We start from the raw sequence: 26,508 nt of genomic DNA on the forward strand, positions 1-26,508 counted from the left end.
GCCACGCCGTTACGGAACTCCTCCGGCCCAGCCTTGAGCAAATCTTGCGGCTGCGGTGCTCGCTAGAGGTCGGTGACCACCAGATCCACCTGCCGCATCCGTCCGGGAGCGGCGGACTGCTCCACCACTGTGTGCTTCAGCTCCCGCAGCGCGCCGACCAGCTCCGCGGCGGTGCGCGGCCGGGCGCCGGCGACGAGCAGGTCCCGGACCAGCCGCCCCTTGGTCGCCTTGTTGAAGTGGCTGACCACCGAGCGGACCGGCACGCCGTCGACCTCCCGCTCGTGCAGCACCCGCACTGTGACAGTGCGCTCGGCCAGCTCACCGCGCGGCGTCCAGGTGGCCGCGTACGCGCCGGAGCGTAGGTCCAGCACCGGGCCGCGCCCGGCGGCGCCGTCCACCGTCGGCGTCAGCTCCCTGCGCCAGTACGTCGACAGCGCCCCGACGTCGGGCAGGCGGGCGCCGATCGGGCAGCGGTACGGCGGAATCCGGTCGGCCAGTCGGACCGCGCCCCACAGCCCGGAGCTGATCAGGATCGACCGGCGGGCCGCCCGCTGCGCCGTGGCCGGCAACGAGGCCAGGTCCAACGCCTCGTAGAGCACGCCCGTGTAGAGCCGCTCGGCCGGCGCGGTGGCCGCCTCCCGCAGTCTTGCGTTGCGCCGCAGTTCGCCCCGCTGGCCCTCGCTGAGGCCGAGCGCCGCCCGCGCGGCCTCCTCGTCCGGCCCGGCGCTCAGCGCCACCAGGGCGTCCAGCACCCGCTCGCGGGCCGGGTTCAGCTCGGGTAGCGAGAGCCGGTCCGGGGCCCAACGCCGCCCGGTGCCGGCGTCGGCCTTTCCCTCCGAGGGCGGCAACAGGATGAGCATGGGTCTCCTCGACGGGCGAAACGGCGGCGTCCCACGCGCCGGCCCGGCCAGCGTACGACCAGCCCCTACCGCCAGGGCCGCACCGGGGTGTCGGGGTGGTACACGCGATAGCCGCCGACCTCCCGCACCGGCGCGGCGTCGGCCCGGTCGGCGAGCAGCCTCCGCAACCGCCGGTCCATCGGTGAGTCGATCTCCACCACGTAGCCCGGCCGCTCGGCCCGCCCCACCTGCCGCCAGTACGGTCGGTAGCGGTTCTGCCCCGGTGACAGGTTCCCGTCGAGCACCCCGCAGACCACGGACTCATCCGTGTTGAAGATCAACCGGTTGCAGGTCCAGTAGTCCCCGTACACCTCATGGGGTCCGTCGGCGCGCAGCGCGGCGGCCAGCTCCCGGGCCTGGCGTTCCTCGGTCCGCGACGCCGCGGTGCCGGTGGCCGCGAACAGCACGGTGATCACCAGGGTGGTCACTGTCAGCGCGGCCAGCACGGCGGCGGACAGCGCGCCGGTGAATCGCCCCAGCACGCTGCTGGTGCCCCGCCAGGCGGTCAACGCCGCCACCCAGAGCGGCCAGAGCACCGCCGGCAACGACAGTTGCAGCACCGACAGGTAGCGGGCGTTGTCCAGCGGGCTGGTCGCGGCGAGCGGACTGCGCACGTACGACAGCAGTGTCAACGCCGCGCCGGCGACCAGCGCGAGCTGCACGACCGGCCCGACCCGCGCCCCACGTAGCCCGCCGGCCCCGCGTCCGACCCGCTCCGCACGCGGCGCCCCGGCCCCGCGTCCGACCCGCTCCGCACGCGGCGCCCCGGCGGCGCGCCGGTACGCGAGCACAGCGAGTGCCGCGGCGGCCAGCAGCAGCACCGGGTACAACACACCGAACCACTGCTGCCAGCGTCCGCAACCGTCCACCGGGCAGAGCCCGTGCGCCAGCGGCACGCCCTCCAGCAGGCCGCCCCGGATCCGGTCGGACCACGGCGGCTGCGGGCCGACCTTGGTGCTGACCTGCCGGAACACCGACAGCGAGTCGTCACCGGGCCCGGCCCGCAGGTTGTCGATGATCATCGGGGCGACGCCGACGGCCACCCCCGCCAGCAGCAGCAGACCGGACCAGCCGAGCAGCTCCCGCCGTACCGCCCAGACCAGGGCCAACCCGGCGACAGCGAGGTACGGCAGGATCAGCCAGTCCGACCAGACGGCCAGCCCGACGAGCAGCCCGAACAGGCCGACCGCCAACCGTCGGCGGTGGACCGTGCCGGCGGCCAGCCCCACGGTGATCAGCAGCATCAGCAGCACCGCCGGCTTCACCTCCGGACGCCCGCCGACGACGGTGAGCTGGTCGCGCACCACCCGCTCCGGCCCGAGCGCGAGCAGACCCACCACGAAGGCGGCGAACCACGGGGTGCAGAGGCGGCGGGTCAACCGGTGGATCAGGTAGAGGAAGACCGCGTACAGCGCGAGCATCGGCAGGCGCAGCACCGGCCAGCTCGGCCCGGCCACCGCCACCAGGGGAGCGGCCAGGTATGACTCCAACATCCCCATGTAGTGCTGGCCGTAGAGGAAGACCGGGCGTTCCCGGCCCTGCCCGATGTGCAGCGCGGCGAGACCGAACGTCGCCTCGTCGCTGTTCGACACCGGCACCGTGAACAGCGTCAGGACCAGCCGGTAGACGACGCCGGCGAGCCCGAACAGCAGCGCGGCGAGCGCCGGTCGATCGAGTCGCGGGCGCCATCGCCCACGGTGCTGCTCTGGATGCGACACGACCAACGCCCCCGTCGTCGTCCCGACCGGAGTGTTTCACGTTCGGTCGGGCCGCCGAGGCCGATCGGCGCAGCCCGGTGGGGCCTGGGTCGACCACACGGCCGCCGGCCCGGATCGGCGCGGCCGGGGTCGGCTCGCGTGGCCGTGGCTGTCGACGTGTGGCAGGGTTGGCGCGTGCCACCCACTCCCGCCGGCCAACTGGCCGTTCCGAACCTGCACCGGGCCGCGCGGATCGAGGACGCCGTGCACCAGCTCGTCGAGCGCCGGCTGCGCCGCACCGGCTGGCGGGTCAACATCGTCGCGTACACCGGCTATGGCGCGCCGGGTTGGGTGCGGGTGATGTGTCGGGTGCTGCTGGGCCGTCCGGACACCCGTCAGCGGGGTCGGCTCGACAAGGTTCGCGGCTGGCGCAGCTTCACGACGTTGCCGAACAAGCACGTCACGGTGACCATCGAGGCCGGCGGGGTGCGACACGAGACGCGGGCCGACCGCAGCGGCTTCGTCGACACGCTGGTCGAGGCGGACCTGCCGCCCGGTTGGGGTACGGTCCGGCTCAGCGTCCCGGACGCCGAGCCGGTCGACGCCCCGGTGCGCATCCTCGACCCGGAGGTCAAGTTCGGCATCATCTCCGACATCGACGACACGGTGATGGTGACCGCGCTGCCCCGGCCGCTGCTCGCCGCATGGAACACGTTCGTGCTCGACGAGCACGCCCGCAACGCGGTGCCCGGCATGGCGGTGCTCTACGAGCGGCTGGTCACCGCGCACCCCGGCGCACCGGTCTTCTACCTCTCCACCGGCGCCTGGAACGTGGCCCCGACCCTGACCCGCTTCCTGTCCCGCCACCTCTACCCGGCCGGGCCGCTGCTGCTCACCGACTGGGGCCCGACCGCCGACCGCTGGTTCCGCAGCGGGATGGAACACAAGCGGTCCACCCTGGCCCGGCTGGCCAACGAGTTCCCCGACGTGCGCTGGCTGCTCGTCGGCGACGACGGCCAGCACGACCAGGAGATCTACCGGGAGTTCGCCGCCGCCCACCCGGAGAACGTCGCCGGGGTGGCGATCCGCCGTCTCTCCCCGACCCAGTCGGTGCTGGCCGGCACCCTGCCCGCCCCCGCCGGCCGCCCGTCGTCGGGGCCGGTGGGGCAGAAGTGGCTCTCCGCCCCGGACGGCGCCGGCCTGTGGCAACTGCTCCGCGACGCCGGCCTGGTCTAACCGCATCGCATACACGAAACCCCCGGACACCGCTTCCGCGGTGCCCAGGGGTTTCGGCCCTTCGGACTACATGAACGACTGTGAGCCCCAGGTGACGGTGCCGGGGGCGCCGTTGCCCGGGTAGAGGTTCAGAGTGCCGTTGCTCCTGCGACGGACCATCAGATCCATCTTCCCGTCGTTGGTGACATCGCCGAGGCTGCTCATGTCGAAGTCCTTGCACTTGCCGCAGACCAGGACACGGGTGCCCCAGACGGGAGTTCCGCTGGCGACCGTGTTGGGGTAGACCCACATGTCGCCGGTGCCAGCGTTGCGCATGAACAGGTCTGGCTTACCGTCGTTGTTGGCGTCCTCGATGTTCACGTTGTCGTATCCGCCGCAGGAGGCGCACAGCAGGATCCGGGTCCCCCAGGTGACTGCGCCACCCGAGGTGCCGTTGCCCGGGTAGTAGTACATGTTCCCGGTGCTGTTCTCCCGGATGAACAGGTCCGTCTTGCCGTCGCGGTTCACATCGGCCAGGTCCGACGTGCCGAAGTTGACACAGCCGCCACAGACCAGCTGTCGGGTGGCCCAGATCGGGTCCCCGATCGCGACCGTGTTCGGGTAGACGTACATGTCGCCGGTGCTGATCTGACGCATGAAGAGGTCCAATTTGCCGTCGTTGTTGGCGTCGGCGATGTTGAACGAGTCGTAGCCCCCGCACTTACCGCACACCACCACACCGGCGTCGAACGTCAGCGTGTCGTCCAGGTTCGTTCCGCGGCGCAGCAGCACGTCGCCGTTGCTCTGCTTGATCAACATGTCGCCCCGGCCATCACCGGTGACGTCGCGGACGTTGGGTGCGAGGACCATCTGGGCGTAGTTGCCCGGCGCGGTGGCCTCGGCCGGGTTCAGGGCCCGGTCCCAGTGCTGCACGTTGCTGATCTGGCCCGAGTAGTACGAGCTCGGGGCGCCCTTGTAACGGTAGTGGCCGATGACGAACCGGCCTGTGCTCGGCCAGGACACTGCCGTGGCGGCGTGCTGTGCCGTGCCAGCGAGGTTGTTGTTGACGTACAGGGCCATCGTGCTCGTGGTGGCGTTGTAGGTCGCCACCAGGTGCGTCCAGACCCCGAGCTGCGCGTTGGGTGCGCTGATGGCTTGGTCGTACGACCAGGCGTCGCTGTCGGATCGGGCCATCCCGAAGCGCCAGGTGTTGTCGCTCTGCTCCTGCCAGAGGATGAACCGCGCCGAGCGCGTCCCCTCCTCGGAGAGGATGATCTTGCCGGCGGTGGTGGGCTTCACCCAGGCGGCGACGCTGAACGACTGGTTGGTGTTGATCAGCACCGGGCTGGCGGCGCTGACCAGGCTGCCGGTGCCGTTGGCGTCCACGCCCGTGCCGGTGCTGTCGCTGTTGAGCCGCAGGTCCGGGCTGAAGAGGTCGCCCTCGTGCCAGTAGGCGTTGCCGGTGCCGGTGAGGGTGCTGCCGCCGGAGGTGTCGGCCGCGGTCGCCGCCGTCGCACCCGCCCCGCCATCGTTGAGCCTCCAGGTGTGCTTGGCGGTCACCAGGCCCTGAGCCTGCTGAGTGGCGATGATGGGCGTGGCGCCGAGGCCACTCACCAGGTACGCCGTGGTGAGGCCGTTGCCACCAACGGTCCACAGGTCGGCGGTGCCGTCGGAGTTGACGTCGGCTGCCCGCAGGCTCAGCGTCGCACCCCGGTTCCAGTTCGTCGAGAGTGCGTACGGGGTGTAGGTGAGCTGACTGGTGTCCTGGTTGTAGGCCAGATTCGTCCAGAGGTGCAGCGCCCCGGTGCTGCGGTTCCACAGGAACATTGCGGTGCCGCCGTTGACCTGGGCGGTGGCGATGGTCCAGTTGTTCCAGTCCGTCGCACCTGTCGGGGTGAGTGCCGTGGTGCGAGCAGCCCCGAGGTAGCCGCCGATCGTGGGGATGACCGCGGAGTAGTAGGTCAGGAAGTAGCCACTGGCGGCGTCTCCGCTGGTGCCGATCAGGTCCGGATAGGCGGAATCGGTGCCTCGGGTGTCGCCAGCATTGGCCAACTGCAATGGGATGTTGCCGCTTTCATCCAGCAATTGATCAAGAGGGAGGCTCTGCTGATTGTCCTCAGGCCGGATGACAGAGCCGTCGATGCTACCCCGCAGGATGCTGGCATTGCCAGCACTGCTACCCGTTGGGTAGTAGACCAGGACGTCCTGCGTGTCAGCGCCGAAGAACTTGCCTGAAATCGCCTGCCCGCCATCGAAGTCGGACGGACTGTGCTTGCCGGTTACGCCATTGCCCTGGGCGCCGAGGTCGTTCGCGTTGGTACGTACCGCGCCGCTGTTCATGCCCGTGCCGAGCCAGAGACCCGAGGGCAACCCGTTGCTAGCGCCGACGGTCAGTAGGTCGGCTACGCCGTCGCCGGTGAGATCTGCGTCTGGGGTCGCTGCGGCGGGAACCGCGTTGAAGGGAACGACGGCGGTCTCGCCGAAGTTCCCCCCTGCGGAAAGGCTGGTGACCGCCAGGGTGTTGGTGAACCGGGTGGGCGTGACGGTCACCACCGCCGTGCCAGCGGAGGCAGAGACGGTGAATGGCGGCAGACCATTCAGTTGGTAGCTGTAACTGGTCGGCTGGGTACCGCTACTCGGTGGCGTGATGGTGAAGGTGACCTCTCCGCCGATCTGTAAGAGTCCCTGCGGCTGGCTGATGTCCGGCGCACCGGTCCGAGTGGGGTCGAACGTGAAGTTGCAGGTCGCCGACCAGTCGCCGGGCGTCCGGAAGTCGGTCGCCTGGACCTTCCAGGAGAAGTTGGTGGCCGCGCCTGCGGCCGCGGCGCGTAACGTGGCCGCCGGCACGACCAATACTCCGGTGCTACCTGACGAGTACGTGAGCAGGTTCGGGTTGGACGACGCCAGTGCGGTCTGCGAGGCGTCGGAGGTCTTCCACAGCTTGAAGCTCACTCCGAGAGTGCCGCCGTTGGGGTCGGAGACCGGGGCGTAGAGGGAGACCGGGTTGTCGCCGACCATCGACCCACCGGCGCAGGCGGTGCGGGGCGACGTGGTCATAGCGGTCGGCTTGTTCGGCTTGTGGTTGTAGCGGATTTCCAGCGTGGGGCTGGTTTCCAGGAACTCTTTCCAACTCCGGGTATCGCTGGCCTCGTTGGCGGCGATCATGCGCAAAGTGCGGGTGGCTCGCTTGTTGGCAACGTCGGTCTTGATCTGGCCGGTGATGTCGAAGGACACGCCTGTTGCGGCGCACCCGCTGTAGCCGTAGGCGAAGCTCTTCGACGCGGCGAGGGGACCGTTGCTCTGGCCCTCCCAGTAGTTCCAGGTGGCGTTGGACTTGGTCAGCGTGGCGGCGGGGGCGTAGACGTTGACAGTTTTGTTGTCGCAGTTCCACGACCGGGTGTTGGTGATCTTGAACGTGGCGTCCGCGATCTCCGCGCCGGTCAACAGGCTGTAGGGCACCGGAAAGTTGATCAAAGTGTTCGAGCGCTGCTCGCCGGAGTTGCCGACCTGCATCCGGCCGATCGGATCCGGGGTGTCGTTCCAGTAGTTGGTGGACTGGTGCTGGTAAGAGACGCTGGCCCAGCCGGACATCCGTGGACCGTTCGAGCTCCAGTTGAAGCTCGGGTCGATGTAGACCGGATAGACGGTGGCAGCATCGCTGAGCAGCTTGCGGTCCGGCTTGAGGCCGAGCTTGCCGGGGGCGATGGCCACCCCGATGGCGGCGGTTCGTGCGGCGCGGCCGGGAGCCGCGCTCGTCGACGCAGCGCCGCTGCGCGCGGTCGGTCCGCTGGTGCCACCCGCCGAGGAGTCCCACATCAGCGGCGCGGGTGCGGTGATGACCGCGTCGCCGGAGCGGTCCTGCCCGCTGATGTTTCCAACCGCGTCAGCGCCGAGGGTGAAGCCCTTGGCGGCGGTGGCCAGTTCGAGCGTTGCCAGCTTCGGGTTCGCCGCGGCCTTCGCGTCCTTGACCACGAAGACGTGGGAGAAGCCACCCTGGGCGTTGACGGTCGCGGTCAGGTCCACACCGGGCAGGACGTCGGCATATGTGGCCGTCGGCCCGGAAAGCGTGGGCACGGGTAGGGCGACTGGTGCCGTCAGTGCGAGCGAGCGATCCCCGCTGACCAGGTGTGCCATCGGTCCGGTGCCACCACCGGAGAGCGTGACCTCATGCGTGGTGGTGGTCGTGGTGATGGTGCCGTCGGCCCGCCGGATCAGGGTGGGGTCCAGCTGCTTCCAGGTGTCGCCGACGCGCTTGCGGGTCGGCACGGCGCTCTGGCTGAGCACGAGCTGGCCGTCGGGACGGGCGGTCACGGTCTCCGTCGAGGTGCCGGCGGCGGTCGCCTCGACCTGCTTGCCGGTCCGCTTGGCCTTGGCCAGCGCCGCGTCCACCCCGAGCGGCCCGGCCGGCTCGGCGGCGGGTTTCGGCTTTGCCGGAGCAGCAGCGACGGCGGCCGGCAGGGCCAGGGGCACTGCGGTCGCGGCGATGGCGACGGCGGCCACCGCACCCGATGCGACGGCGCGTAGGCGCAGTCGTTTTCTGATCATGTGAAGTACTCCCCGTGAATGTCGTGAACGCGTGGGCGCATCCGATCGAGCGGCCACAGTGAAGCAGTCGGGGCGGCCTACGGAAACGGCTCCGGTCACTTGGTGCTGTCCTTTTAGCACTCAGTGAGACGGTTTTGATGGCATCGACAGCTGATCATCGTTATCGCTCCGTGACCTCTCCGGGTGTTTGAACATGAAACATTGTTCGCGCCACGGGGGTGCATGATCGATCACTCTGCGTGGCCTCTCATTCCATCGCGCAGAGGTGAGGTCAGCATGGCCGTCCACGGGGGATCACGCCTACTCAAACGTCCCAGACGTGTGGTCGCAGTTGTCGCGGCCGCAGTTGTCGCGGCCAGCCTGTTGTCGGGATCGCCTGCCGCGGCGAAGCCCAAGGGGCCGGAGTTGGCGAAGGCGCCGGCCACGTCGCCGGGGCAGTCGGTCAAGGGTGTGAAGCCGTTGCCGACGAAGTTCGTGACGCCGCCGGATGATGCCAAGTCGACGTTCAAGCCGACGCGGACGGTGTGGCCGAAGGCCGCGTCGACTGACGTCGAGTTGCCGATTGCGACGGCGGGTGCGCGTGCGGCGTCGCCAGCGCGGGTGCGCGCTGCGGGTACGCCGGTGTGGGCCGAGTCGGTGGCGGCGAAGGCCGGACCGCGCAGCCTGAAGGTGGCGGTGGCTGACCGTAAGGCTGCGGAGGCGGCCGGGGTTGATGGTGTGCTGCTGTCGGTGTCTCCGGACGTCAGCGCCGGTGCGGTGCGGGTCGGTGTGGACTACGCGGGGTTCGCGGAGGCGTTCGGCGGCAACTACGGGTCGCGGTTGCGCCTGGTGCGGTTGCCGGCGTGTGCGTTGACCACGCCGACGCGCAGCGAGTGCCGGACGGCGACGCCGCTGCGGTCGTCGAACGACGCTGGGGCGCGGTCGGTGTCGGCTGAGGTGTCGATGGCGGCTTCCGACGCGCGGGTGCAGGCGGCCGGCGGTGTGACGGTGTTGGCGGCGGTCGCGGCAGCGGGTGAGGAGGGCGGCAAGGGCGGCACGTACGCGGCCACGGACCTGAAGCCCTCTGGTTCCTGGACCGGTGGTGGGAGCACGGGTTCGTTCTCGTACTCGTATCCGATCACGGTGCCGCCGGCGGCGTCGGATTTGGTGCCGACGGTGGCGTTGTCGTATGACTCGGGCAGTGTGGACGGGCAGACGGCGTCGACGAACGCGCAGTCGTCGTGGGTGGGTGACGGTTGGTCCACCCCGCGCTCGTACGTCGAGCAGACCTTCGCGTCGTGTATGGATGAGCCGGGTGGCAGTGCGTCGCCGGTGAAGACGCCGGACCGCTGCTACGACGGCCCGGTGTTGACGTTGTCGCTGAATGGTTCGTCGACGGCGTTGGTGTGGGATGCGGCGAAGAAGGTGTGGAAGCCGGAGTCGGACAACGGTGAGGTCGTCACCCACGTCGAGAACGCGAACAACGGTTCGGGGACGTACAACACTGATTACTGGCGGGTGACGCTGCGCGACGGCACGAGCTACGAGTTCGGTCGTAACCGGTTGCCGGGGTGGGCGTCGGGTAAGGCGGAGACGAAGTCGGTGGATCACGCGCCGGTGTATTCGCCGCACTCGGATGGCCCGTGTTACAGCTCGGCGGGGTTCTCGTCGTCGGTGTGCACGATGGCGTACCGGTGGAATTTGGACTACGTCACCGACACCAACGGCAACGCGATGGCGTACTACTACAACCAGGCGACGAACTTCTACGGCCGCAACAAGGGCGCGACGGATGTGTCCTACGTCCGCGACAGCAACCTGGCGCGCATCGACTACGGGTTCACCGATGGTGGCGCGTACGGCACTGTCGCGAACCAGGTGGTGTTCAATACCGGTGACCGGTGCCTATCTGGAACCTGTCAGCCGTTGAACTCGGCGAACAAGGCGAACTGGCCGGATGTGCCGTTCGACTTGATCTGCGCGTCAGGGGCCGACTGTGACGACTGGAGCCCGTCGTTCTTCTCCACCGCCCGGTTGACGTCGATCGAGGCGCGGCAGTACAACACGGCGACCTCTACCTACGAGAAGGTCGACTCGTACGCCCTGTCGCAGAGCATGCCGGCCACCGGTGATGGCACGTCGCCGACATTGTGGCTGACCGGGATCGTGCGGACGGGTCATGACACCAGCGCGGGTGGGTCGACGGCGGCGATCAGTTTGCCGTCGGTGTCGTTCACCGGGGTGAAGTTGCCCAACCGGGTCGACACCGCCGGCGGCCTGCCGTCGTTCTACCGGCAGCGCATCGCCACGATCACCACCGAGACCGGATCGGTGATCAGCCCGTCGTACGAGTTGCCGGTGCCGTGCACCGCCCCGGTGAGCACCGACCCGGCGGCGAACACGAAGTCCTGCTACCCGGTGTACTGGACCCCGGACGGCTACACCGCCCCGGTCAAGGACTGGTTCCACAAGTACGCCGTCACCCGGGTCACCTCCACCGACCCCACCGGCGGCGCAGCGGCTCTGTCGACCAGCTACAAGTACCTAAACGGTGCCGCCTGGCACTTCGACGAGAACGAGGTTGTCAAGACCAAGTACCGCAGCTACGGCCAGTTCCGCGGCTACGGCAAGGTCCAGACGTTCACCGGCGACGGCGTCAACGACCGCCGCACCCAGGCCGAGACCGTCTACTACCGGGGCATGTCCAAGAACAACAATTCGACCGTGGTCAACGTGACCGACTCCGCCGGCGGCACCCACGAGGACATCGACGAACTCGCCGGCAAGGAGTTGGAGAGCACCCAGTACCTGGGCGAAGGCGGCCGGGTCGACTCCTCGACCATCACCTCCTACTGGGTGTCCGGGGCCACCGCGACGCGTTCCCGCACGGGGCTGCCGGCGTTGACCGCGCAGTGGGTCGCACCCATCAAGACCTACACCCGCCAAGCGGTGACCAGCAGCGGATCGGTGACCTGGCGGTACACCGGCAGCGACAGCAGCTACGACGCGACCACCACAAGCGCCACGTTCGGTGAGCTGAAGAACACCTACACCTACACCGTGCCGATCGACACGGCGTACAACCAGTGCACCACCTACACCTACGCCCCGACCAACACCGATAAGAACCTCGCCGGGCTGGTCAGCCAAACCGAAACCGTGGCCGTGGCCTGCGGCGGCTTCACCCAGGGCAGCCCCGCCTCAGTGCCGGGCAGCGTCAACACGTTGACCGCCCCGGGCAGCGTCAACCGACCCGCCCAGGTCGTCAAGGCCGAACGCAGCTTCTACGACGTGACCGACTTCTCCACCACGTTCCCGCAGGCGGCAGCACCGTCCAAGGGCAACGCCACGATGACCCAGGTTGCCAGGGACTACACCGGCGGGGCGTACGTCTGGCAGACCACCGAGCGGTCGACCTACGACAGCTACGGCCGGGTAATCGACTCCTTCGACGCCAAGGGCAACAAGACCACCAGCGGCTACACCATGAACGCCGCCAAGCTGGTCACCGCCACGTCCACCACCAACCCCGCCGGGCACGGCAGCTCCGCAACGCTCGACACCAAGCGCGGGATCCCGCTGGTCAGCACGGATGCCAACAGCATCGTCACCACTCAGCAGTACGACGCGCTCGGCCGCGCCACCTCTGTGTGGCTGAACTCGCGCACCACAAGCGCCGCGGCGAACCACAAGTTCACCTACACCGTCTCGAAGACGGGCGTGTCCGCCACCACCACGCAGACCCTGAACAACTCCAACGGCTATCAGACCTCCGTGGCGATCTATGACGCGCTGCTGCGCACGCGGCAGACCCAGTCGATCACCCCGGCGGGCGGCCGGATGATCACGGACACGTTCTACGACACCCGTGGTGGGACTCGCGCGTCGTACAACGGCTGGTGGGACGACGGATCGTCGCCGGCGGTAAGTGCGCCGGTGTCGGCTGCGGACCTGGGTAAGCAGGTCCCGAACCAGACCTTCACCACCTACGACGGCCTGGGCCGGGCGGTCGTGGCAACCAACGCGAAGAACGGCGTGACTGTCTCAACCACCACCACCGTGTACGCAGGCGACCGCACCACAGTCGTTCCGCCGACCGGCGGGGTCGTCTCTACCACCGTGACTGACCCGCTCGGTCGGAAGAAGGAGCTGCACGAGTACAGCTCCCGTCCGACGGTGACCACGCCGACGGACACGTTCACCGGCATGTTCACCGTCACCGGTGGTACCGCGACGGTCAGCAAGTACGGCTACGACGAGCGAGGCAACCAGTCGACCCTCACCGACGCCAGCAACAACGTGTGGACCTCCACCTACAACCTGCTCGGCCAGGTCGTCGGTAGGGCCGACCCGGACGCCGGTAGCAGCAGCATGAGCTACGACGCCAACGGCAACCTTGAGCAGTCCACCGACGGGCGCGGTAAGACCCTCTCGTTCACCTACGACGCCCTCGACCGCAAGACCGGCGAATACGCGTCCACGGTGTCAAACCAGTCCACGGCGAACCGGCGGGCGTCCTGGGTGTATGACAACACCAACGGCGTCTCGGGGGTCACCAACGCACTCGGGAAGCTGACCACCACCACCGCCTACCGTGGTGGGCAGGCATATGTGACGCAGCAGAAGGCGTTCAACGTCTTCGGCAAATCGCTCGGGGCGACGGTCACCATCCCCGACAGCGAGGGTGCCCTCGGTGGGTCGTACGTGTTCGGGCACACCTATACCTCGGTGCTGGGTCTGCCCCTGACCGACACCTACCCCGCCAAGGGCAGCCTGCCCTCGGAAACCGTCCTGCACCGCTACTCCGGGGAACTCGACCTGCCCACCTCGCTTGGCGGGCTGGCTGAATACGCCCACTGGGTCAGCTACGACGCCTACGGCCGCGTCAACCAGCAGACCCTCGGCACCGGTACCAACCTGGCGTATGTCACCAACACCTACGACACGCACACCGCCCGGTTGACCAACCAACTCGTCACCCGCTCCACGGCGACACCGACCAACGTCGACGAGCAGGAATACAAGTACGACCTGGTCGGCAACATCACCCGCAAGATCAGCAAGCGGCTGGGTGCCACCACCCCGGCGGAGACGCAGTGCTACGGCTACGACGGCCTGGCCCGACTCACCGAAGCCTGGACCGGCACCGATGCCTGCGCCGCCACACCCACCGACACCAACAAGTCAATGGTCGGCAACACCATCGGCGCCGGCAGCGCCTACTGGACCAGCTGGCAGATCGACCTCATCGGCAACCGCACCAAGCAGACCGAGCACAACCTCGCCGGCGGCACCGACACGACCACCACCTACGCCTACAACGGCAACGGTCAGAACAAGCCCCACACCCTGACCTCGACCACCAAGACCGGCGGGGCGACCGGCACCACGTCGTACACCTACGACAACGCCGGCAACACCGCCGGCCGCAACGCCGCCCAGGGAAACCAAACCCTCACCTGGGACGACGCCGGCAAACTCGGCACGGTCACCGGCGGCACCAGCGGGAACAACTCCTTCATCTACGACGCCGATGGGGACCTGCTCCTACAGAAAGAACCCGGCAAGAACACCCTCTACCTGCCCGGGCAGCAGCTCACCCTCAACACCAGCACCAGCGTCGTCGCCGGCAGCCGCTACTACGCCCTCCCCGGCGGCGGCACCTGCATCCGCACCGGCAGCGGCACCGCATACTCCTTCGCCATCGCCGACCACCAGGGCACTCCGTCGCTCTACCTCGACAACACAGCCCAGTACCCGACGTGGCGGCAGTACACCCCCTATGGCGGCCCGCGAGGTGCTGCCGTCACGGCGCCCGACAACCACGGTTTCCTCGACAAGCCGACGAGCCCGATCGGACTCACCACCATTGGCGCCCGCTCCTACGACCCGAGCGCAGGTCGATTCATCTCCGTCGACCCATTTCAGGACCCAGCCCAGCCGCAGCAGTGGAACGGCTACTCCTACGCCAACAACACACCCGTCACCTCTAGTGATCCCACCGGGCTGATCCCCGAGGACTGCATGCACTTCGACTGCTATGGCTACAGCCCGACTAAGGGTTGCAATAAGGGGTGCGGTACCACCGCCAATGTGAAATGGGGTCAGGGCAGCGGAAAGAGCACGACGCGCTCTCGCAAGCGGACCGAGGGCATCAACGCGCCACCCTTCTACACCAAGGGCCATCAGGGCTGCCCCAGTTCGAATCCGTGCCGTAGTGATGAGAGTGTCAAATCCAAGCCGGCACCCACGCCTCATCCGCAGCCGCCGCTTGCCGCCCGCCAGCCGGCCTCCCCTACTCCCGCTCCACGGCCATGGGGAGATAGCCTTCCCTACGACCGGGATCCGGCGCTAGACCAGCCGCCTCCGCCGGCCGAGCCATTCACCTGGATGCTGGCAGGCTGCGTCGGGCCAAATCTGCAGGGCGGCGGTGCGGGCTCGTACTCCGTGTGCATTGGAGTGGACCATGACGGCATTGGTTGGTACCACGGTGTGAAGACGGGCATGGGCCCGGGCGCAGGTATCGGCGGCTCCGCTGGCTTCACCCTTTCAAATGGAGGCATACGAGACCAGGGAGGCACGTCGTACTACGGCCAGGCCGGAGTTGAGCAGCCCTTTGGCGTTACGGGCGGGTTATCGAAGTCTACGTCCAGCGATGTATATGGAATTAGCGGCGAGGTTTCCGCCGGGCCCGGTGTCTCTTTTGGTGAGGCTGGCGTTTCCAACTCTTGGGTTCTAGGGCATATCGATCTCTGGTAGGCATGGAGCGGGAAGTGGTGAATTGTGGACTTGGCCGAATTTCGGAATAGCCTGCCTTATAAGCTACTAGTGCGTTCAGTGCGGGTGTTTCTGCTAGGCTTCCTCGCCGCGGCGGCACTGCTCACGGCGGTTTCCTTCGGTGCTCCAGCCAAGTTTTTTGGATGGGTGGTGGTACCAGTGGTGATCACCATAGTGCTAGCATCCATGATTGCGATTCCCTGTGCCGTTGCCGCCTCGAAATTCGTGAATTCAGTGGGCGATGGCGGACGTACCATTGATGGGCAGTTAGAGTTCTTGAAAGCCTTCTTGAGGGATCTACTGCGCCTGAAGTAGTGAAGGAATTAACACCGCAAACCGGAAGGCCTCTGAGATTGCGAGGCCTTCCGGTTTGTTCCGCCGGAGCTGTTGGTCTGCCCAGGCCCGTTGTGAGCGGAGCCAACCAAGGATTTGACCTAGGCCCGGAGCCAGACGACGCCCAGCGGGGGCACCTGGAGGGCGGCCGAGGCGACCATCCCGTGCCACGGCACGTCCTCGGCCCGTACCTCGCCCAGGTTGCCCACCCCCGACCCGCCGTAGTGGTGCGCGTCGGTGTTGAGCACCTCGGTCCACGTCCCGCCGGCCGGCAGGCCGACCCGGTAGTCGTGCAGCGGCTGGGCGGAGAAGTTCGCCACGCACACCAGCGTCGAGCCGTCCGGGGCGATCCGGACGAACGACACGGTGTTGTTGGCGACGTCGTCACCGGCGATCCAGCGGAAGCCCGCCGGCTCGGTGTCCTGTGCCCAGAGCGCCGGAGTCTCCCGGTAGACCCGGTTGAGGTCACCGACGAGTCGTTGCACACCGGCGCGGGCCGGGTCGTGGAGCAGGTACCAGTCGAGCCCGCGCTCCTCGCTCCACTCCCGGTCGTCGGCCATCTCGGAGCCCATGAAGAGCAGCTGCTTGCCGGGGTGCGCCCACATGTACGCCAGCAGCGCCCGCACGTTCGCCAGCCGCTGCCAGGTGTCGCCGGGCATCTTGCCGGCCAGTGAGCCCTTGCCGTGCACCACCTCGTCGTGGCTGATCGGCAGCACGTAGTTCTCGCTCCAGGCGTACGCCAGGGAGAAGGTGAGCTGGTGGTGGTGGTGCTGGCGGTAGATCGGGTCCTTCGAGGTGTAGAGCAGGGTGTCGTGCATCCAGCCCATGTTCCACTTGAACCCGAAGCCCAGCCCGCCCTCGGCGGTGGGTCGGGTGACCCCCGGCCAGGCGGTGGACTCTTCGGCGATCATGACGACGCCGGCGTGGTGCTTGTAGACCGTCGCGTTCACCTCCTGCATGAACGCGATGGCCTCCAGGTTCTCCCGGCCGCCGTACTTGTTGGGGGCCCACTCGCCGTGGTTGCGGGAGTAGTCCAGGTAGAGCATGGAGGCGACCGCGTCGACCCGCAGCCCGTCGACGTGGAACTGGTCGCACCAGTAGAGCGCGTTGGCGACCAGGAAGTTGCGGACCTCGTTGCGGCCGAAGTCGAAGACGTACGTGCCCCAGTCGGGGTGCTCGCCGCGCCGCGGGTCGGGGTGCTCGTAGAGAGGGGTGCCGTCGAACCGCGCGAGGGCCCACTCGTCCTTCGGGAAGTGCGCGGGCACCCAGTCCAGGAGTACGCCGATGCCGGCCTCGTGCAGCCGGTCCACCAGGTACCGGAACTCGTCCGGGTCGCCGAACCGGGAGGTCGGCGCGTAGTAGCCGGTCACCTGGTAGCCCCAGGAGCCGCCGAACGGGTGCTCCATCACGGGCAGGAACTCGACGTGCGTGAAGTTCAGCTCGGTGACGTACGCGGTGAGCTGCTCGGCCAACTCGCGGTAGCTAAGGCCGGGCCGCCACGAGCCGAGGTGCACCTCGTAGACGCTCATCGGTTCCTGGTGCGGCTGCCGTTCGGCCCGCCGGGCCAGCCAGTCCGCGTCGTTCCACCGGTACGTCGAGTGGTGCACCACCGAGGCGGTGGCCGGCGGCACCTCGGCGTACGCCGCGAGCGGGTCGGCCTTGTCCCGCCACTGCCCGTCGGCGCCCAGCACCCGGTACTTGTAGCGGGCCCCGACCCGGGCGTTGGGGACGAACAGCTCCCACACCCCGCTGGAGCCGAGCGACCGCATCGGCCAGCCGTCGTCGGGGCCCCAGCCGGTGAAGTCGCCGATCACCCGCACCCCATGGGCGTTGGGTGCCCAGACGCTGAACGCCACGCCCTCGTCGAAGACCCGGGCGCCGAGCGCCTCCCACAGTCGCTCGTGCCGGCCCTCGCGGATCAGGTGCAGGTCCAGCTCACCGAGGGTCGGCGGGTAGCGGTACGGGTCGTCGTGGGCGGTCCCGTCGACCTCCACCCGGTAGTCGAGCACTGTGCCGTCGACCTGTGCCTCGAAGACGCCCACGTCGTGCACCCGCTTCATCGGGTGCCGCTCGTCGCCGACGAGCAGCGCGACGTCGCCGGCGCCCCGGCGCATCGTGCGGATCGTCGTCGAGCCGTCGGCGGGGTGCGCGCCGAGCAGCGCGTGCGGGTCGTGCGTCGCGCCGGAGATCAGCTGGTCCATCGGTCGTCCTTCGGGGCGGCGTCGGTCGGGGCGGTGTCGGTGAGGGCGCCGTTGCCCGGTGCCCGAGTGGGGGTGCGGTGCCCGCGCTTGCGGGAGCCGGACCGGCGGGGCGGGGTCGGGACGGGGGCGGACCGACGAGGCGGGTTCGCAACGGGCGGATTCGCAACCGGCGCGGTGGGCGAGGTGCCGCCGGAGAGGTCGTCGGGGACGTCCGCGACGGTCAGTTCCGGCGCGATGTTCGCGGCAGGTGCCGGCCCGGCGGGTGGCGCCGGCCGACGCACGGTCAGCACGTGCGCCGGCTGCAGGTACGGGTCGAGCCGGACCGCGTTGCGCTGACCCCAGTCGTAACTCGTGCCGGTCACCTCGTCGTACACGGTGAACCGCTCGTGCCAGTCGAAGCCGAGCGCGGGCATGTCGAGCGTCGTGTTGCCCCACTGCACGGCGCGGGGGTCGAACGAGCAGATCACGATGACCGTGTTGCCGGTCTCCGGGTCGTGCTTCGACCAGCAGAGCAGCGCCGGGTTGTCGATCTCGTGGAAGCGCAGATTGCGGAGCTGGTGCAGGGCCGGGTTGTCCCGGCGTACCCGGTTGAGGGTGGTCAGGAACGGTGCCAGCGAACGGCCCTGCGCCTCCGCTGCGGCCCAGTCCCGGGGCCGCAGCTCGTACTTCTCGTTGTCCAGGTACTCCTCGGCGCCCGGCCGGGCCACGTGCTCGAACAGCTCGTAGCCCGCGTACAGGCCCCAGGACGGGGAGAGCAGCGCGGCCAGCACCGCCCGGATCTTGAACATCGGCGGGCCGCCGTGCTGCAACGACTCGTGCAGGATGTCCGGGGTGTTCGGCCAGAAGTTCGGCCGCATGTAGTCGGCCGCCTCGATCAACTCCTCGCAGTACGCCCGCATCTCGGCGGCCGTCGTGCGCCAGGTGAAATAGGTGTACGACTGAGTGAAGCCGACCTTGCCGAGGCCGTGCATGATCGCCGGCCGGGTGAACGCCTCGGCCAGGAACAGCACGTCCTCATCGACCGCCTTCACCTCGGCGATCAGCCAGTGCCAGAAGTCGAACGGCTTGGTGTGCGGGTTGTCCACCCGGAAGATCCGGATGCCCTCGCCGACCCAGTGCAGCACCACCCGCAGCACCTCGGCCCGGATGCCCTCCGGGTCGTTGTCGAAGTTGACCGGGTAGATGTCCTGGTACTTCTTCGGCGGGTTCTCCGCGTAGGCGATGCTGCCGTCGGCGCGGGTGGTGAACCACTCCGGGTGTTCGGTGACCCACGGGTGGTCCGGCGCGCACTGCAACGCCAGGTCCATCGCCACTTCCAGGCCCTGTGCCGCCGCCGCCTGGATGAAGGCCCGGAAGTCCGCCGGCGTACCCAGGTCGGGGTGGATCGTGTCGTGGCCGCCCTCGGCGGCGCCGATCGCCCACGGTGAGCCCACGTCGTTCGGCCCGGCGGTGAGCGCGTTGTTCGGGCCCTTGCGGTTGACCCGGCCGATCGGGTGGATCGGCGGCAGGTAGAGCACGTCGAAGCCCATCGCGGCCACCCCCGGCAGCCGCTCGGTGGCGGTCGCGAAGGTGCCGGACCGGCCGCCCACCGCTCCTTCGGAGCGGGGGAAGAACTCGTACCAGGCCGAGTAGAGCGCCCGCTTGCGGTCAACCCAGATCGAGTACGTGTCACCGGCGGTGACCAGCTCCCGCACCGGGTGCTCCCAGAGCAGGTCGGCCAGGGCCAGCGCCGGGCCGACCCGCTGGGCCAGCGGCAGGTCGGTGTCGACCAGCGCGGTGAGCGCATCGGCGACCCGGGGCCGGTCGGCGGCCGGCACGAGGCCCTGGGCGGCGGCGAGGACCCGAGCGCCCTCGGCCAGATCGTTGGCCAGGTCCTCCGGCCCCTGCCCGGCGGCGATCTTCTTGGTCACCGCGTTCTGCCAGGTCAGGTACGGGTCCTGGAACGCCTCGACGGAGAAGGTCCACGAGCCGACGGCGTCCGGTGCGATGGTGGCGTGCCAGCGGTCCTGGCCGGGCTCGCCGGGGCGCATCCGGGTGAACGGCCTCGCCACGCCGTCCGGGCCCTGCCAGACCACGTTGCAGCCGAGCGCGTCGTGCCCCTCCCGGTAGGCGCGGGCCGACACCGGAACCGGTTCGTCGACCACCGCCTTGGCCGGGTACCGCCCGCACGAGACGACGGGGGAGACGTCTTCGATCGGGAACCGTCCAGTCACCCCGCCAACCTACTGCGCGAGATCCGTTCGCGCGCGGCCAAGCCTGCCGGTCCGCCCCACACCTGGGGGCGCACGGCAAGATCCGCGCACTTCCGGTGAAGTTGCTGCCTCAATGCCCCGTCCATGCAGCACATGCCCCGAAGTTGCGGATCTTCGCGGTTCCGGCGCGGTGCGATCAGGCGGGCTGCCCCCGGTCGGAGGAGAGCCCGGCGCCCCGGCCGGTGTTCGTCGCCCGCCAGGACGGCCAACCGTGCGGCCATGTGTCGGGCCAGTTGTCGATTCGGCCGACCGGCACGATCCCGGTGGGGCTGAGCGTGTCTCGGGCGACCCGGTCGGCGACCTCGCCGATCTCCACCGCGGTCAACGGTGCCCACCAGCCGAACCGCTCGAGCGCTCCGTCGACCACAATCTGCGCCTGATCCGGCGGTATGCCGGCGGCGGTGAGGAACCACCGCAGCGTGCGCTCGCAGTTCCCCTGCCAGCCGTCGTCGTCGACGACGGGGGTGGCGGCGAACGCCATCAGCTGTGCGACGGCGGCCTCCCAGGCGGCGACGACATCCGCCGCGTCAGCGGCCCGCGTCGGATCGAGCGACGGCAGAATGTGGTCGAAACGCTCAGCCAGGCTCTCCAACCAGTGCCGCCAGGCCAGCAGCGACTCGGCGACGAACGCCGGCGCATCAGCCGGCGTAGGGATGCGGTCGGTCACGAAGCCCACATGCTCCCGCTCCCAGGGCCCCCAGTGCCAGCGGTAGGCCCACGGACCGTACCTGTCGGACAGGATCACGCTGACGGACTCGACCCAGGCGGCGGCGTCTGAATACCCGGCCCACCCATCGTCGCCGGTCGGCTGGGGAGGCGGCGGAGGCACCAACGTCCGAGCCACCACTGACATCTCAACCGGGTCGAACGGGTACCGCGCCGGGTCGACGTCCGCCCATGTCTCGAGAAGATGCCTCAACCCGTCCGCCGCCATGGCTCAGCATCGTGGCAGCCGGCCATCCCAGCGTCGAGCGAATACCCGCGAGTCAGCCGGGCGGCGGACGCTGCTCGACGCGGAACGGGCCGCCCCCAGCGAGGTGCACGACCGCCCGCCGGTACGAAAGCGGGTCACGCCTGACCTCTGTCAACAGTCTCCGCGCCGTGGCCGAGTACGGAGCCGACAAGTGCGTCCAGTCCCGCGTGCCACCGAGCTTCGGGCCAGTCGCGCAGGTGCTCGACCAGGTCGCTGCGGACGGCGGCGAGCAGGGCATGAGCCAGGTAGTCCGCCGACTGCGGGCCGCGTGCCTCCGCGACGAGGTCGGCGAGCAGGGCGTGCCAGTGGTCGTACGCCTCATTGCGGTACGGACTGCCGCCCCCGGCACTCTCCAGCGCCAGCGTGAGCACCCGGTTGTCGAGCTTGAAGCGCAGCATGGCCCGTAGCAGCTCGACGGCCTGCTCCGCTGCCGGACGGGTGGGTGACACCGCGAGCGACTCCTGCAACCGCAGCCCCCGTTGCTCGTAGAGGGCGCGGATGAGCCCGATGCGGTCGCCGAAGCGTCGGAACAGGGTGCCCTTGCCGACGCCGGCTGCGGTGGCGATGTCGTCCATCGACACCTGATCGGGGTCGGCTGCCGCGTCGAAGAGACGCCCGGCGGCGGCCAGCACCGACTCCCTGTTGCGTAGCGCATCGGCCCGCACGGGCCCCCCTCTCGCCAAGCGGACTAGCGGTCCGTATAGTCGAAACGGACCGGCGGTCCGAATCTTATCGTGGCCGTCCCGGACGACGAAAGGATCGATCATGTCGGACACCCCCACCGCAGTGTTCCATCGCGGGATGGAGCTGCTGCTCGCCAGAGACATGGCCGGGTTCATCGCGCTGTTCGCCGAGGATGCGGTGCTGGAGCTCCCGTTCGCGCCGCCGGGCCAGCCGCGCCGGGTAGCCGGACGCGCCGAGCTGCACGACTACCTGATCAACTATCCCGACCTGCTCGACGTCCGCGAGATCCGCGACCGAACCGTGCACGAGACCACGAATCCAGAGGTCATCGTGGTCGAGTTCGTCGCCACCGGTCTTGTCGTCGCCACCGGTCGGCCGTACGAGGTGCGCTACATCGCCGTGCTGACCATCCGCGACGGGCAGCTGGTGCACTATCGCGACTACTGGGATCCGATCGCCGCACAGGAACTGCTCGGTGGCGGCCTGGTGCGCTCATGATTCTGGTCATCGGTGGCACCGGAACCACCGGCCGTATCGTCGCCGCCACGCTCGCCGAGCGTGGTCACCCCACCCGGATCGCCAGCCGACGCCCCTCCCCGGGAGGGTTCCGCTTCGACTGGTACGACCCGACCACCCACCCGGACGCTCTGAGTGGTGTGCGCGCGATCTACGCCATCCCACCGGTCGGCGAGGTCGACCCGGCACCGATCATGCTTCCCTTCCTTGACCGGGCACGCAGCGCCGGTGTCCGCCGGGTGGTTCTGCTCAGCTCCTCGGCCATCGGGCCCGCCGAACACGGACTGGGCCTGGTGCACGCACGGTTGGGTGAGCTGTTCCCGGAATGGGCGGTTCTGCGGCCGTCCTGGTTCATGGAGAACTTCGTCAGTGAGCAGCCGCACGCCGTGAGCGCCCGCGATCATGGCGAGATCGTCAGCGCCACCGGTGCCGGCAGGGTCGGCTTCGTCGACCCGGCCGACATCGCCGAGGTGGCGGTGCGGGCTCTCACGGACCCGACGCCGCACAACACCGACCACATCATCACCGGACCAGCGGCGCTGAGCTACGACGAGATCGCCGCCGTCCTCACCGAGGTCGGTGGTCGGCCGGTGCGACACCGGGCGGTCGACGCGGCGGAACTGGCCGGACGCCACAGCGTGAACGGCATACCGCCGGACTTCGCCCGCTTCCTCGCCAGCCTGGACACGGCGATCGCGGCCGGCGCGGAGGACCGGACGACGTCGACCGTCGCGGACGTGACGGGTCGCACGCCACGATCCTTCCGGGACTTCTGCCGGGACCGCCTACGCGGCGGCGGGTCGAGCTCTGGGGACGGACGTTGCGGTGAGCGTGATGACACAGGGGCATCATGATGACTCAGGGACATCACGCTCACCGGAGTGTTTCCTCGCGCGGAGGTCACTCTCCGTTGCGCACCGGCGCGACGCGCTGAGGTGACGTAGCCTCCCGCCATGATCGAACGGGTGCGGGTCGCGGTTGTCGGGGTCGGTAACAACACGTCGGCACTGGTGCAGGGGCTGGCTCTCTACCGTCAGACCGGCAGCCTGGTCGGAATCCGCAGACCGACCATCGACGGGCTCGGGGTGGAGGACATCGACATCGTCGCGGCCTTCGCCACCTCCGAGGAGAAGGTCGGTCGGGACCTGACCGAGGCGATCTTCCTGGCACCCAACAACTTCCCCCGGCTGGACTGCGACCTGCCCACAGCGGGCGTACCGGTCACGAAGGGCCTCGTCGACGCGACCGAGGTGCCGCGAGTGGCGGCGGCACTGGCGGGCGCGGAGGTGCTGCTCTACTCGGCGCCCAGCGGCCGGCCGGAGACCGCTCAGGCGTACGCCGAGGCGGCTCACACGGCGGGCGTCGCATTCATCAACACCACCGCCGACCCGGTCGCCCGCGATCCACGCCGGATGGAGAGGTTCGAGGCCGCCGGTCTGCCGCTGCTCGGCGATGACCTGGCCAGCCAGTTCGGCACCTCGGTGCTGCACAAGGCGCTGCTGCGGCTACTTGAGGAACGCGGCCTCACCCTGGTCAGCTCCTACCAGGTCAACCTGGGCGGCACCGAGGACTTCCGCAACCTGGTCGAGAACCCCGACACCAAGATGCGGTCCAAGCTCAACGCCCTGCCGAAAGGCCGGGCCGCCGACAGCGTCGAGGTCGCCCCGCTCGGCTACCTGCCGCACCTGCGCTCGCAGAAGGTGGCTCACCTCAACCTGGAGGCGCAGGGTTGGGGTGGGACAGCGGTGAGCCTCGACGTGAAGCTGAAGGTGCACGATCCGAGCGGTGCCGCCGGAGTCAACATCGACCTGATCCGCATCGCCGCGAGCGCGCTACGGGACGGACGTGGTGGTCACTGCGACGAGGCGACCTCGTTGTTCAAGTCGCCGCCCGGAACGGCGATCTGACGTCCGTCTCCCTCAGGCCGCGCCGACGGAGCGGTAGACCTCCAGGGTCTGCCGGGCGATGGCGTCCCAGGAGAAGTGCTCCACGGCACGCCGCCGGCCGGCCAGGCCGAACCGTTCGGTACGGGCCGGGTCGGCGAGCAGCGTGTTGATCGCCGCAGCGAGGTCGGCCACGAACGTCCCCGGCTTCAGCGGTGTCCCGGACCCGTCGGTGGCCTGCTCGATCGGCACCAGCAGGCCGGTCTCGTCGTCGGCCACGACCTCGGGGATACCACCGGTCGCGGTCGCCACCACGGCCGTCTCGCAGGCCATCGCCTCCAGGTTGACGATGCCCATCGGTTCGTAGACCGACGGGCAGACGAACACGGTGGCGTGCGTCAGCACCTGGATCACCTCGGGCTTCGGCAGCATCTCGGCCACCCAGACCACGCCGGAACGGTTGGCCCGCAGCTCGGCGACCAACTCCTCCACCTCGGCGGCGATCTCGGCGGTGTCCGGCGCGCCCGCGAGCAGGACGAGCTGGGTGTCCGCCGGCAACTCCCGGGCGGCCCGCAGCAGGTACGGCAGCCCCTTCTGCCGGGTGATCCTGCCCACATAGACCACGCTGGGGCGGGACGGGTCGACACCGAGCCGGTCGAGCACGTCGGTGCCCTGATCCGGGGCGTACTGAACTGTGTCGATGCCGTTGTAGACCACCCGGACCCGGTCGGGGTCGATCTGCGGGTACGCGGTGAGCACGTCGTTGCGCATCCCGCCACTGACCGCGATCACCGCGTCGGCGGCCTCCATCGCGGTGCGCTCGATCCAGGAGGAGAGCGCGTAACCGCCGCCGAGCTGCTCAGCCTTCCACGGCCGCAGCGGCTCCAGGCTGTGCGCGGTCACCACGTGCGGCACCCCGTGCAGCAGCTTCGCGGTGTGGCCGGCCAGGTTCGCGTACCACGTGTGGCTGTGCACCACGTCGGTGCCGGCCGCGCCGGCGGCCATCTCCAGGTCCACGCCCATCGTGCGCAGCGCGGCGTTCGCGCCGGTCAGGCCCGGCGGTTCGGCGTACGCGGTGACGCCCGGCTCGGTACGCGGCAGGCCGAAGCAGTGCACCCGTACGTCGGCGAGGCTGCGCAACTCCCGAGCCAGGTACTCGACGTGCACGCCCGCGCCGCCGTAGACCTCCGGCGGGTACTCGCGGGTGAGCAGATCGACGCGCAGCGGGGTGGGTTCGTTCATGACCCCGCACCCTAGTGCAGAAGACTCCCCGTACGAGTGGTGAAGTGGGACGCGGGTGGATAGCGTCGTGGCATGGCTGCCAAGGTGCTCGCGATCGTCCTGGCGGGTGGGGAGGGCAAGCGCCTGATGCCACTCACCACGGATCGGGCCAAGCCGGCCGTCCCGTTCGGCGGGATGTACCGCATGGTCGACTTCGTCCTCTCCAACCTGGCCAACGCCGGCTATCTCAAGATCGTCGTGCTGACCCAGTACAAGTCCCACTCTCTCGACCGACACATCACCAAGACCTGGCGGATGTCCACGCTGCTCGGCAACTACGTCACCCCGGTGCCCGCGCAGCAGCGTCGTGGCCCGTGGTGGTTCGCCGGCTCGGCCGACGCCATCTACCAGAGCTTCAACCTCATCAACGACGAGCAGCCCGACTACGTGATCGTCTTCGGCGCCGACCACATCTACCGGATGGACCCGCGGCAGATGGTGGAGGACCACATCGCGTCCGGCGCGGCGGTGACCGTCGCCGGCATCCGCCAGCCGCTGTCGATGGCCGACCAGTTCGGCGTCATCGAGGTCGGCGAGGACGGCAAGCGGATCCGGGCGTTCCGTGAGAAGCCCACCGACGCTGTCGGCCTGCCCGACGCGCCGGACGAGATCTACGCCTCGATGGGAAACTACGTCTTCACCACCCGGGCGCTCTGTGAGGCGGTCGAGCGCGACGCGGAAGACAAGTCCAGCAAGCACGACATGGGCGGCAGCATCATCCCGATGCTCGTGGAGCGCGGCGAGGCGAACGTCTACGACTTCCGCGACAACGAGGTGCCGGGCAGCACCGACCGCGATCGCGGCTACTGGCGGGACGTGGGGACGCTCGACTCGTTCTACGACGCGCACATGGATCTGATCAACGTGCACCCCGTCTTCAACATGTACAACTTCGACTGGCCGATCTACACCGAGCAGCCGCCGTGGCCGCCGGCGAAGTTCGTCCACCAGTGGGGTGAGCGGGTCGGCCGCGCGGTCGGCTCGATGGTTTCCCCGGGCGTGGTGATCTCCGGCTCGTTGGTGGAGAACTCGATCGTCTCGCCGAAGGTGCGGGTGCACTCCTGGGCGCACGTCGAGGGCTCGGTGCTGATGGAGGGTGTGGAGATCGGCCGGCACGCGGTGGTCCGGCGGGCCATCCTGGACAAGAACGTGTTCGTCCCGGAGGGCGTCGAGATCGGCGTCGACCTGGAGAAGGACCGGCAGCGTTACACCGTTTCCGACAACGGCATCGTGGTGATCGGCAAGGGCCAGAAGGTCGAGCCGTGACCGACAG

At 69.0% G+C, this 26,508-nt stretch carries 15 protein-coding genes; 7 read left to right on the top strand and 8 right to left on the bottom strand.

What is annotated here, in order from left to right; genetic code table 11:
• Window positions 1-62 precede the first annotated feature (62 nt).
• Both yaaA and ACFYPG_RS18995 read right to left on the bottom strand, forming a co-directional pair.
• Window positions 63-860 (bottom strand): peroxide stress protein YaaA, encoded by a 798-nt coding sequence (gene yaaA / locus ACFYPG_RS18990; RefSeq protein WP_387353118.1) that lies wholly within the window; start codon window positions 858-860, stop codon window positions 63-65.
• 65 nt (window positions 861-925) lie between these two features.
• Complete coding sequence (locus ACFYPG_RS18995) at window positions 926-2,617, bottom strand: ArnT family glycosyltransferase (protein ID WP_387353119.1); 1,692 nt, start codon at window positions 2,615-2,617, stop codon at window positions 926-928.
• A gap of 174 nt (window positions 2,618-2,791) precedes the next feature.
• On the opposite strand from ACFYPG_RS18995, the gene ACFYPG_RS19000 reads away from it, so the two are divergent.
• Window positions 2,792-3,832, top strand: coding sequence for an App1 family protein (locus tag ACFYPG_RS19000; protein ID WP_387353121.1), 1,041 nt, complete (start codon window positions 2,792-2,794; stop codon window positions 3,830-3,832).
• Between the two features lie 66 nt (window positions 3,833-3,898).
• Here the strand turns inward: ACFYPG_RS19000 and ACFYPG_RS19005 are convergent, their stop codons facing one another.
• Window positions 3,899-8,356 carry a LamG-like jellyroll fold domain-containing protein gene (locus tag ACFYPG_RS19005; protein WP_387353124.1) on the bottom strand — a complete coding sequence of 1,486 codons (4,458 nt, stop codon included), beginning with the start codon at window positions 8,354-8,356 and terminating at the stop codon, window positions 3,899-3,901.
• Between the two features lie 405 nt (window positions 8,357-8,761).
• Between ACFYPG_RS19005 and ACFYPG_RS19010 the strand changes: the two genes are divergently transcribed.
• Both ACFYPG_RS19010 and ACFYPG_RS19015 read left to right on the top strand, forming a co-directional pair.
• Entirely contained in the window at window positions 8,762-15,094 is a 6,333-nt protein-coding gene (locus ACFYPG_RS19010; RefSeq protein ID WP_387353126.1) for an RHS repeat-associated core domain-containing protein, read from the top strand.
• Window positions 15,095-15,172: 78 nt separating this feature from the next.
• Window positions 15,173-15,427: a hypothetical protein gene (locus tag ACFYPG_RS19015; protein WP_387353127.1), complete on the top strand. Its 255-nt coding sequence runs from the start codon at window positions 15,173-15,175 to the stop codon at window positions 15,425-15,427.
• Window positions 15,428-15,546: 119 nt separating this feature from the next.
• Here the strand turns inward: ACFYPG_RS19015 and glgB are convergent, their stop codons facing one another.
• From glgB to ACFYPG_RS19035, 4 genes are all read right to left on the bottom strand, one after another.
• Window positions 15,547-17,646 carry a 1,4-alpha-glucan branching protein GlgB gene (gene glgB, locus ACFYPG_RS19020; RefSeq protein ID WP_387353129.1) on the bottom strand — a complete coding sequence of 700 codons (2,100 nt, stop codon included), beginning with the start codon at window positions 17,644-17,646 and terminating at the stop codon, window positions 15,547-15,549.
• A complete protein-coding gene (locus ACFYPG_RS19025; RefSeq protein WP_387353130.1) occupies window positions 17,634-19,859 on the bottom strand; it encodes a maltotransferase domain-containing protein in 2,226 nt (741 codons plus the stop codon). Before ACFYPG_RS19025 ends, glgB begins: the two co-directional genes overlap by 13 nt.
• Window positions 19,860-20,034: 175 nt before the next feature.
• On the bottom strand, window positions 20,035-20,832 hold the full coding sequence (locus ACFYPG_RS19030; RefSeq protein ID WP_387353132.1) for a hypothetical protein: 798 nt from the start codon (window positions 20,830-20,832) through the stop codon (window positions 20,035-20,037).
• Between the two features lie 134 nt (window positions 20,833-20,966).
• The gene (locus ACFYPG_RS19035; RefSeq protein ID WP_355007126.1) at window positions 20,967-21,536 is read right to left on the bottom strand and encodes a helix-turn-helix domain-containing protein; all 570 of its coding nucleotides are present in this window, start codon (window positions 21,534-21,536) and stop codon (window positions 20,967-20,969) included.
• 100 nt (window positions 21,537-21,636) lie between these two features.
• Between ACFYPG_RS19035 and ACFYPG_RS19040 the strand changes: the two genes are divergently transcribed.
• The 3 genes from ACFYPG_RS19040 to ACFYPG_RS19050 all read left to right on the top strand — a co-directional run bounded on the left by ACFYPG_RS19040 (window position 21,637) and on the right by ACFYPG_RS19050 (window position 23,978).
• A complete protein-coding gene (locus ACFYPG_RS19040; RefSeq protein ID WP_355007127.1) occupies window positions 21,637-22,053 on the top strand; it encodes a nuclear transport factor 2 family protein in 417 nt (138 codons plus the stop codon).
• Window positions 22,050-22,925 carry an ergot alkaloid biosynthesis protein gene (locus ACFYPG_RS19045; RefSeq protein WP_355007128.1) on the top strand — a complete coding sequence of 292 codons (876 nt, stop codon included), beginning with the start codon at window positions 22,050-22,052 and terminating at the stop codon, window positions 22,923-22,925. Before ACFYPG_RS19040 ends, ACFYPG_RS19045 begins: the two co-directional genes overlap by 4 nt.
• Window positions 22,926-23,024: 99 nt before the next feature.
• Window positions 23,025-23,978: an inositol-3-phosphate synthase gene (locus tag ACFYPG_RS19050; RefSeq protein ID WP_355007129.1), complete on the top strand. Its 954-nt coding sequence runs from the start codon at window positions 23,025-23,027 to the stop codon at window positions 23,976-23,978.
• A 12-nt stretch (window positions 23,979-23,990) separates the two neighbouring features.
• Here ACFYPG_RS19050 and glgA read toward each other — a convergent pair whose 3' ends face one another.
• Window positions 23,991-25,196: a glycogen synthase gene (gene glgA / locus ACFYPG_RS19055; protein WP_387353135.1), complete on the bottom strand. Its 1,206-nt coding sequence runs from the start codon at window positions 25,194-25,196 to the stop codon at window positions 23,991-23,993.
• Between the two features lie 72 nt (window positions 25,197-25,268).
• Here glgA and glgC point away from each other — a divergent pair, with 72 nt between their 5' ends.
• Window positions 25,269-26,501, top strand: a complete 1,233-nt coding sequence (gene glgC / locus ACFYPG_RS19060; protein ID WP_355007131.1) for a glucose-1-phosphate adenylyltransferase — start codon at window positions 25,269-25,271, stop codon at window positions 26,499-26,501.
• Window positions 26,502-26,508 lie beyond the last annotated feature (7 nt).

This window comes from Micromonospora sp. NPDC005553 (assembly GCF_042871765.1).
Taxonomy (GTDB): domain Bacteria; phylum Actinomycetota; class Actinomycetes; order Mycobacteriales; family Micromonosporaceae; genus Micromonospora.

Bases quoted from the DNA above. Each gene is read 5' to 3' on its own strand.
- glgB (WP_387353129.1), bottom strand. From the start codon at position 17,646: ATGGACCAGCTGATCTCCGGCGCGACGCACGACCCGCACGCGCTGCTC.
- ACFYPG_RS19050 (WP_355007129.1), top strand. From the start codon at position 23,025: ATGATCGAACGGGTGCGGGTCGCGGTTGTCGGGGTCGGTAACAACACG.
- ACFYPG_RS19045 (WP_355007128.1), top strand. From the start codon at position 22,050: ATGATTCTGGTCATCGGTGGCACCGGAACCACCGGCCGTATCGTCGCC.
- glgC (WP_355007131.1), top strand. From the start codon at position 25,269: ATGGCTGCCAAGGTGCTCGCGATCGTCCTGGCGGGTGGGGAGGGCAAG.
- ACFYPG_RS19030 (WP_387353132.1), bottom strand. From the start codon at position 20,832: ATGGCGGCGGACGGGTTGAGGCATCTTCTCGAGACATGGGCGGACGTC.
- glgA (WP_387353135.1), bottom strand. From the start codon at position 25,196: ATGAACGAACCCACCCCGCTGCGCGTCGATCTGCTCACCCGCGAGTAC.
- yaaA (WP_387353118.1), bottom strand. From the start codon at position 860: ATGCTCATCCTGTTGCCGCCCTCGGAGGGAAAGGCCGACGCCGGCACC.
- ACFYPG_RS19040 (WP_355007127.1), top strand. From the start codon at position 21,637: ATGTCGGACACCCCCACCGCAGTGTTCCATCGCGGGATGGAGCTGCTG.
- ACFYPG_RS19005 (WP_387353124.1), bottom strand. From the start codon at position 8,356: ATGATCAGAAAACGACTGCGCCTACGCGCCGTCGCATCGGGTGCGGTG.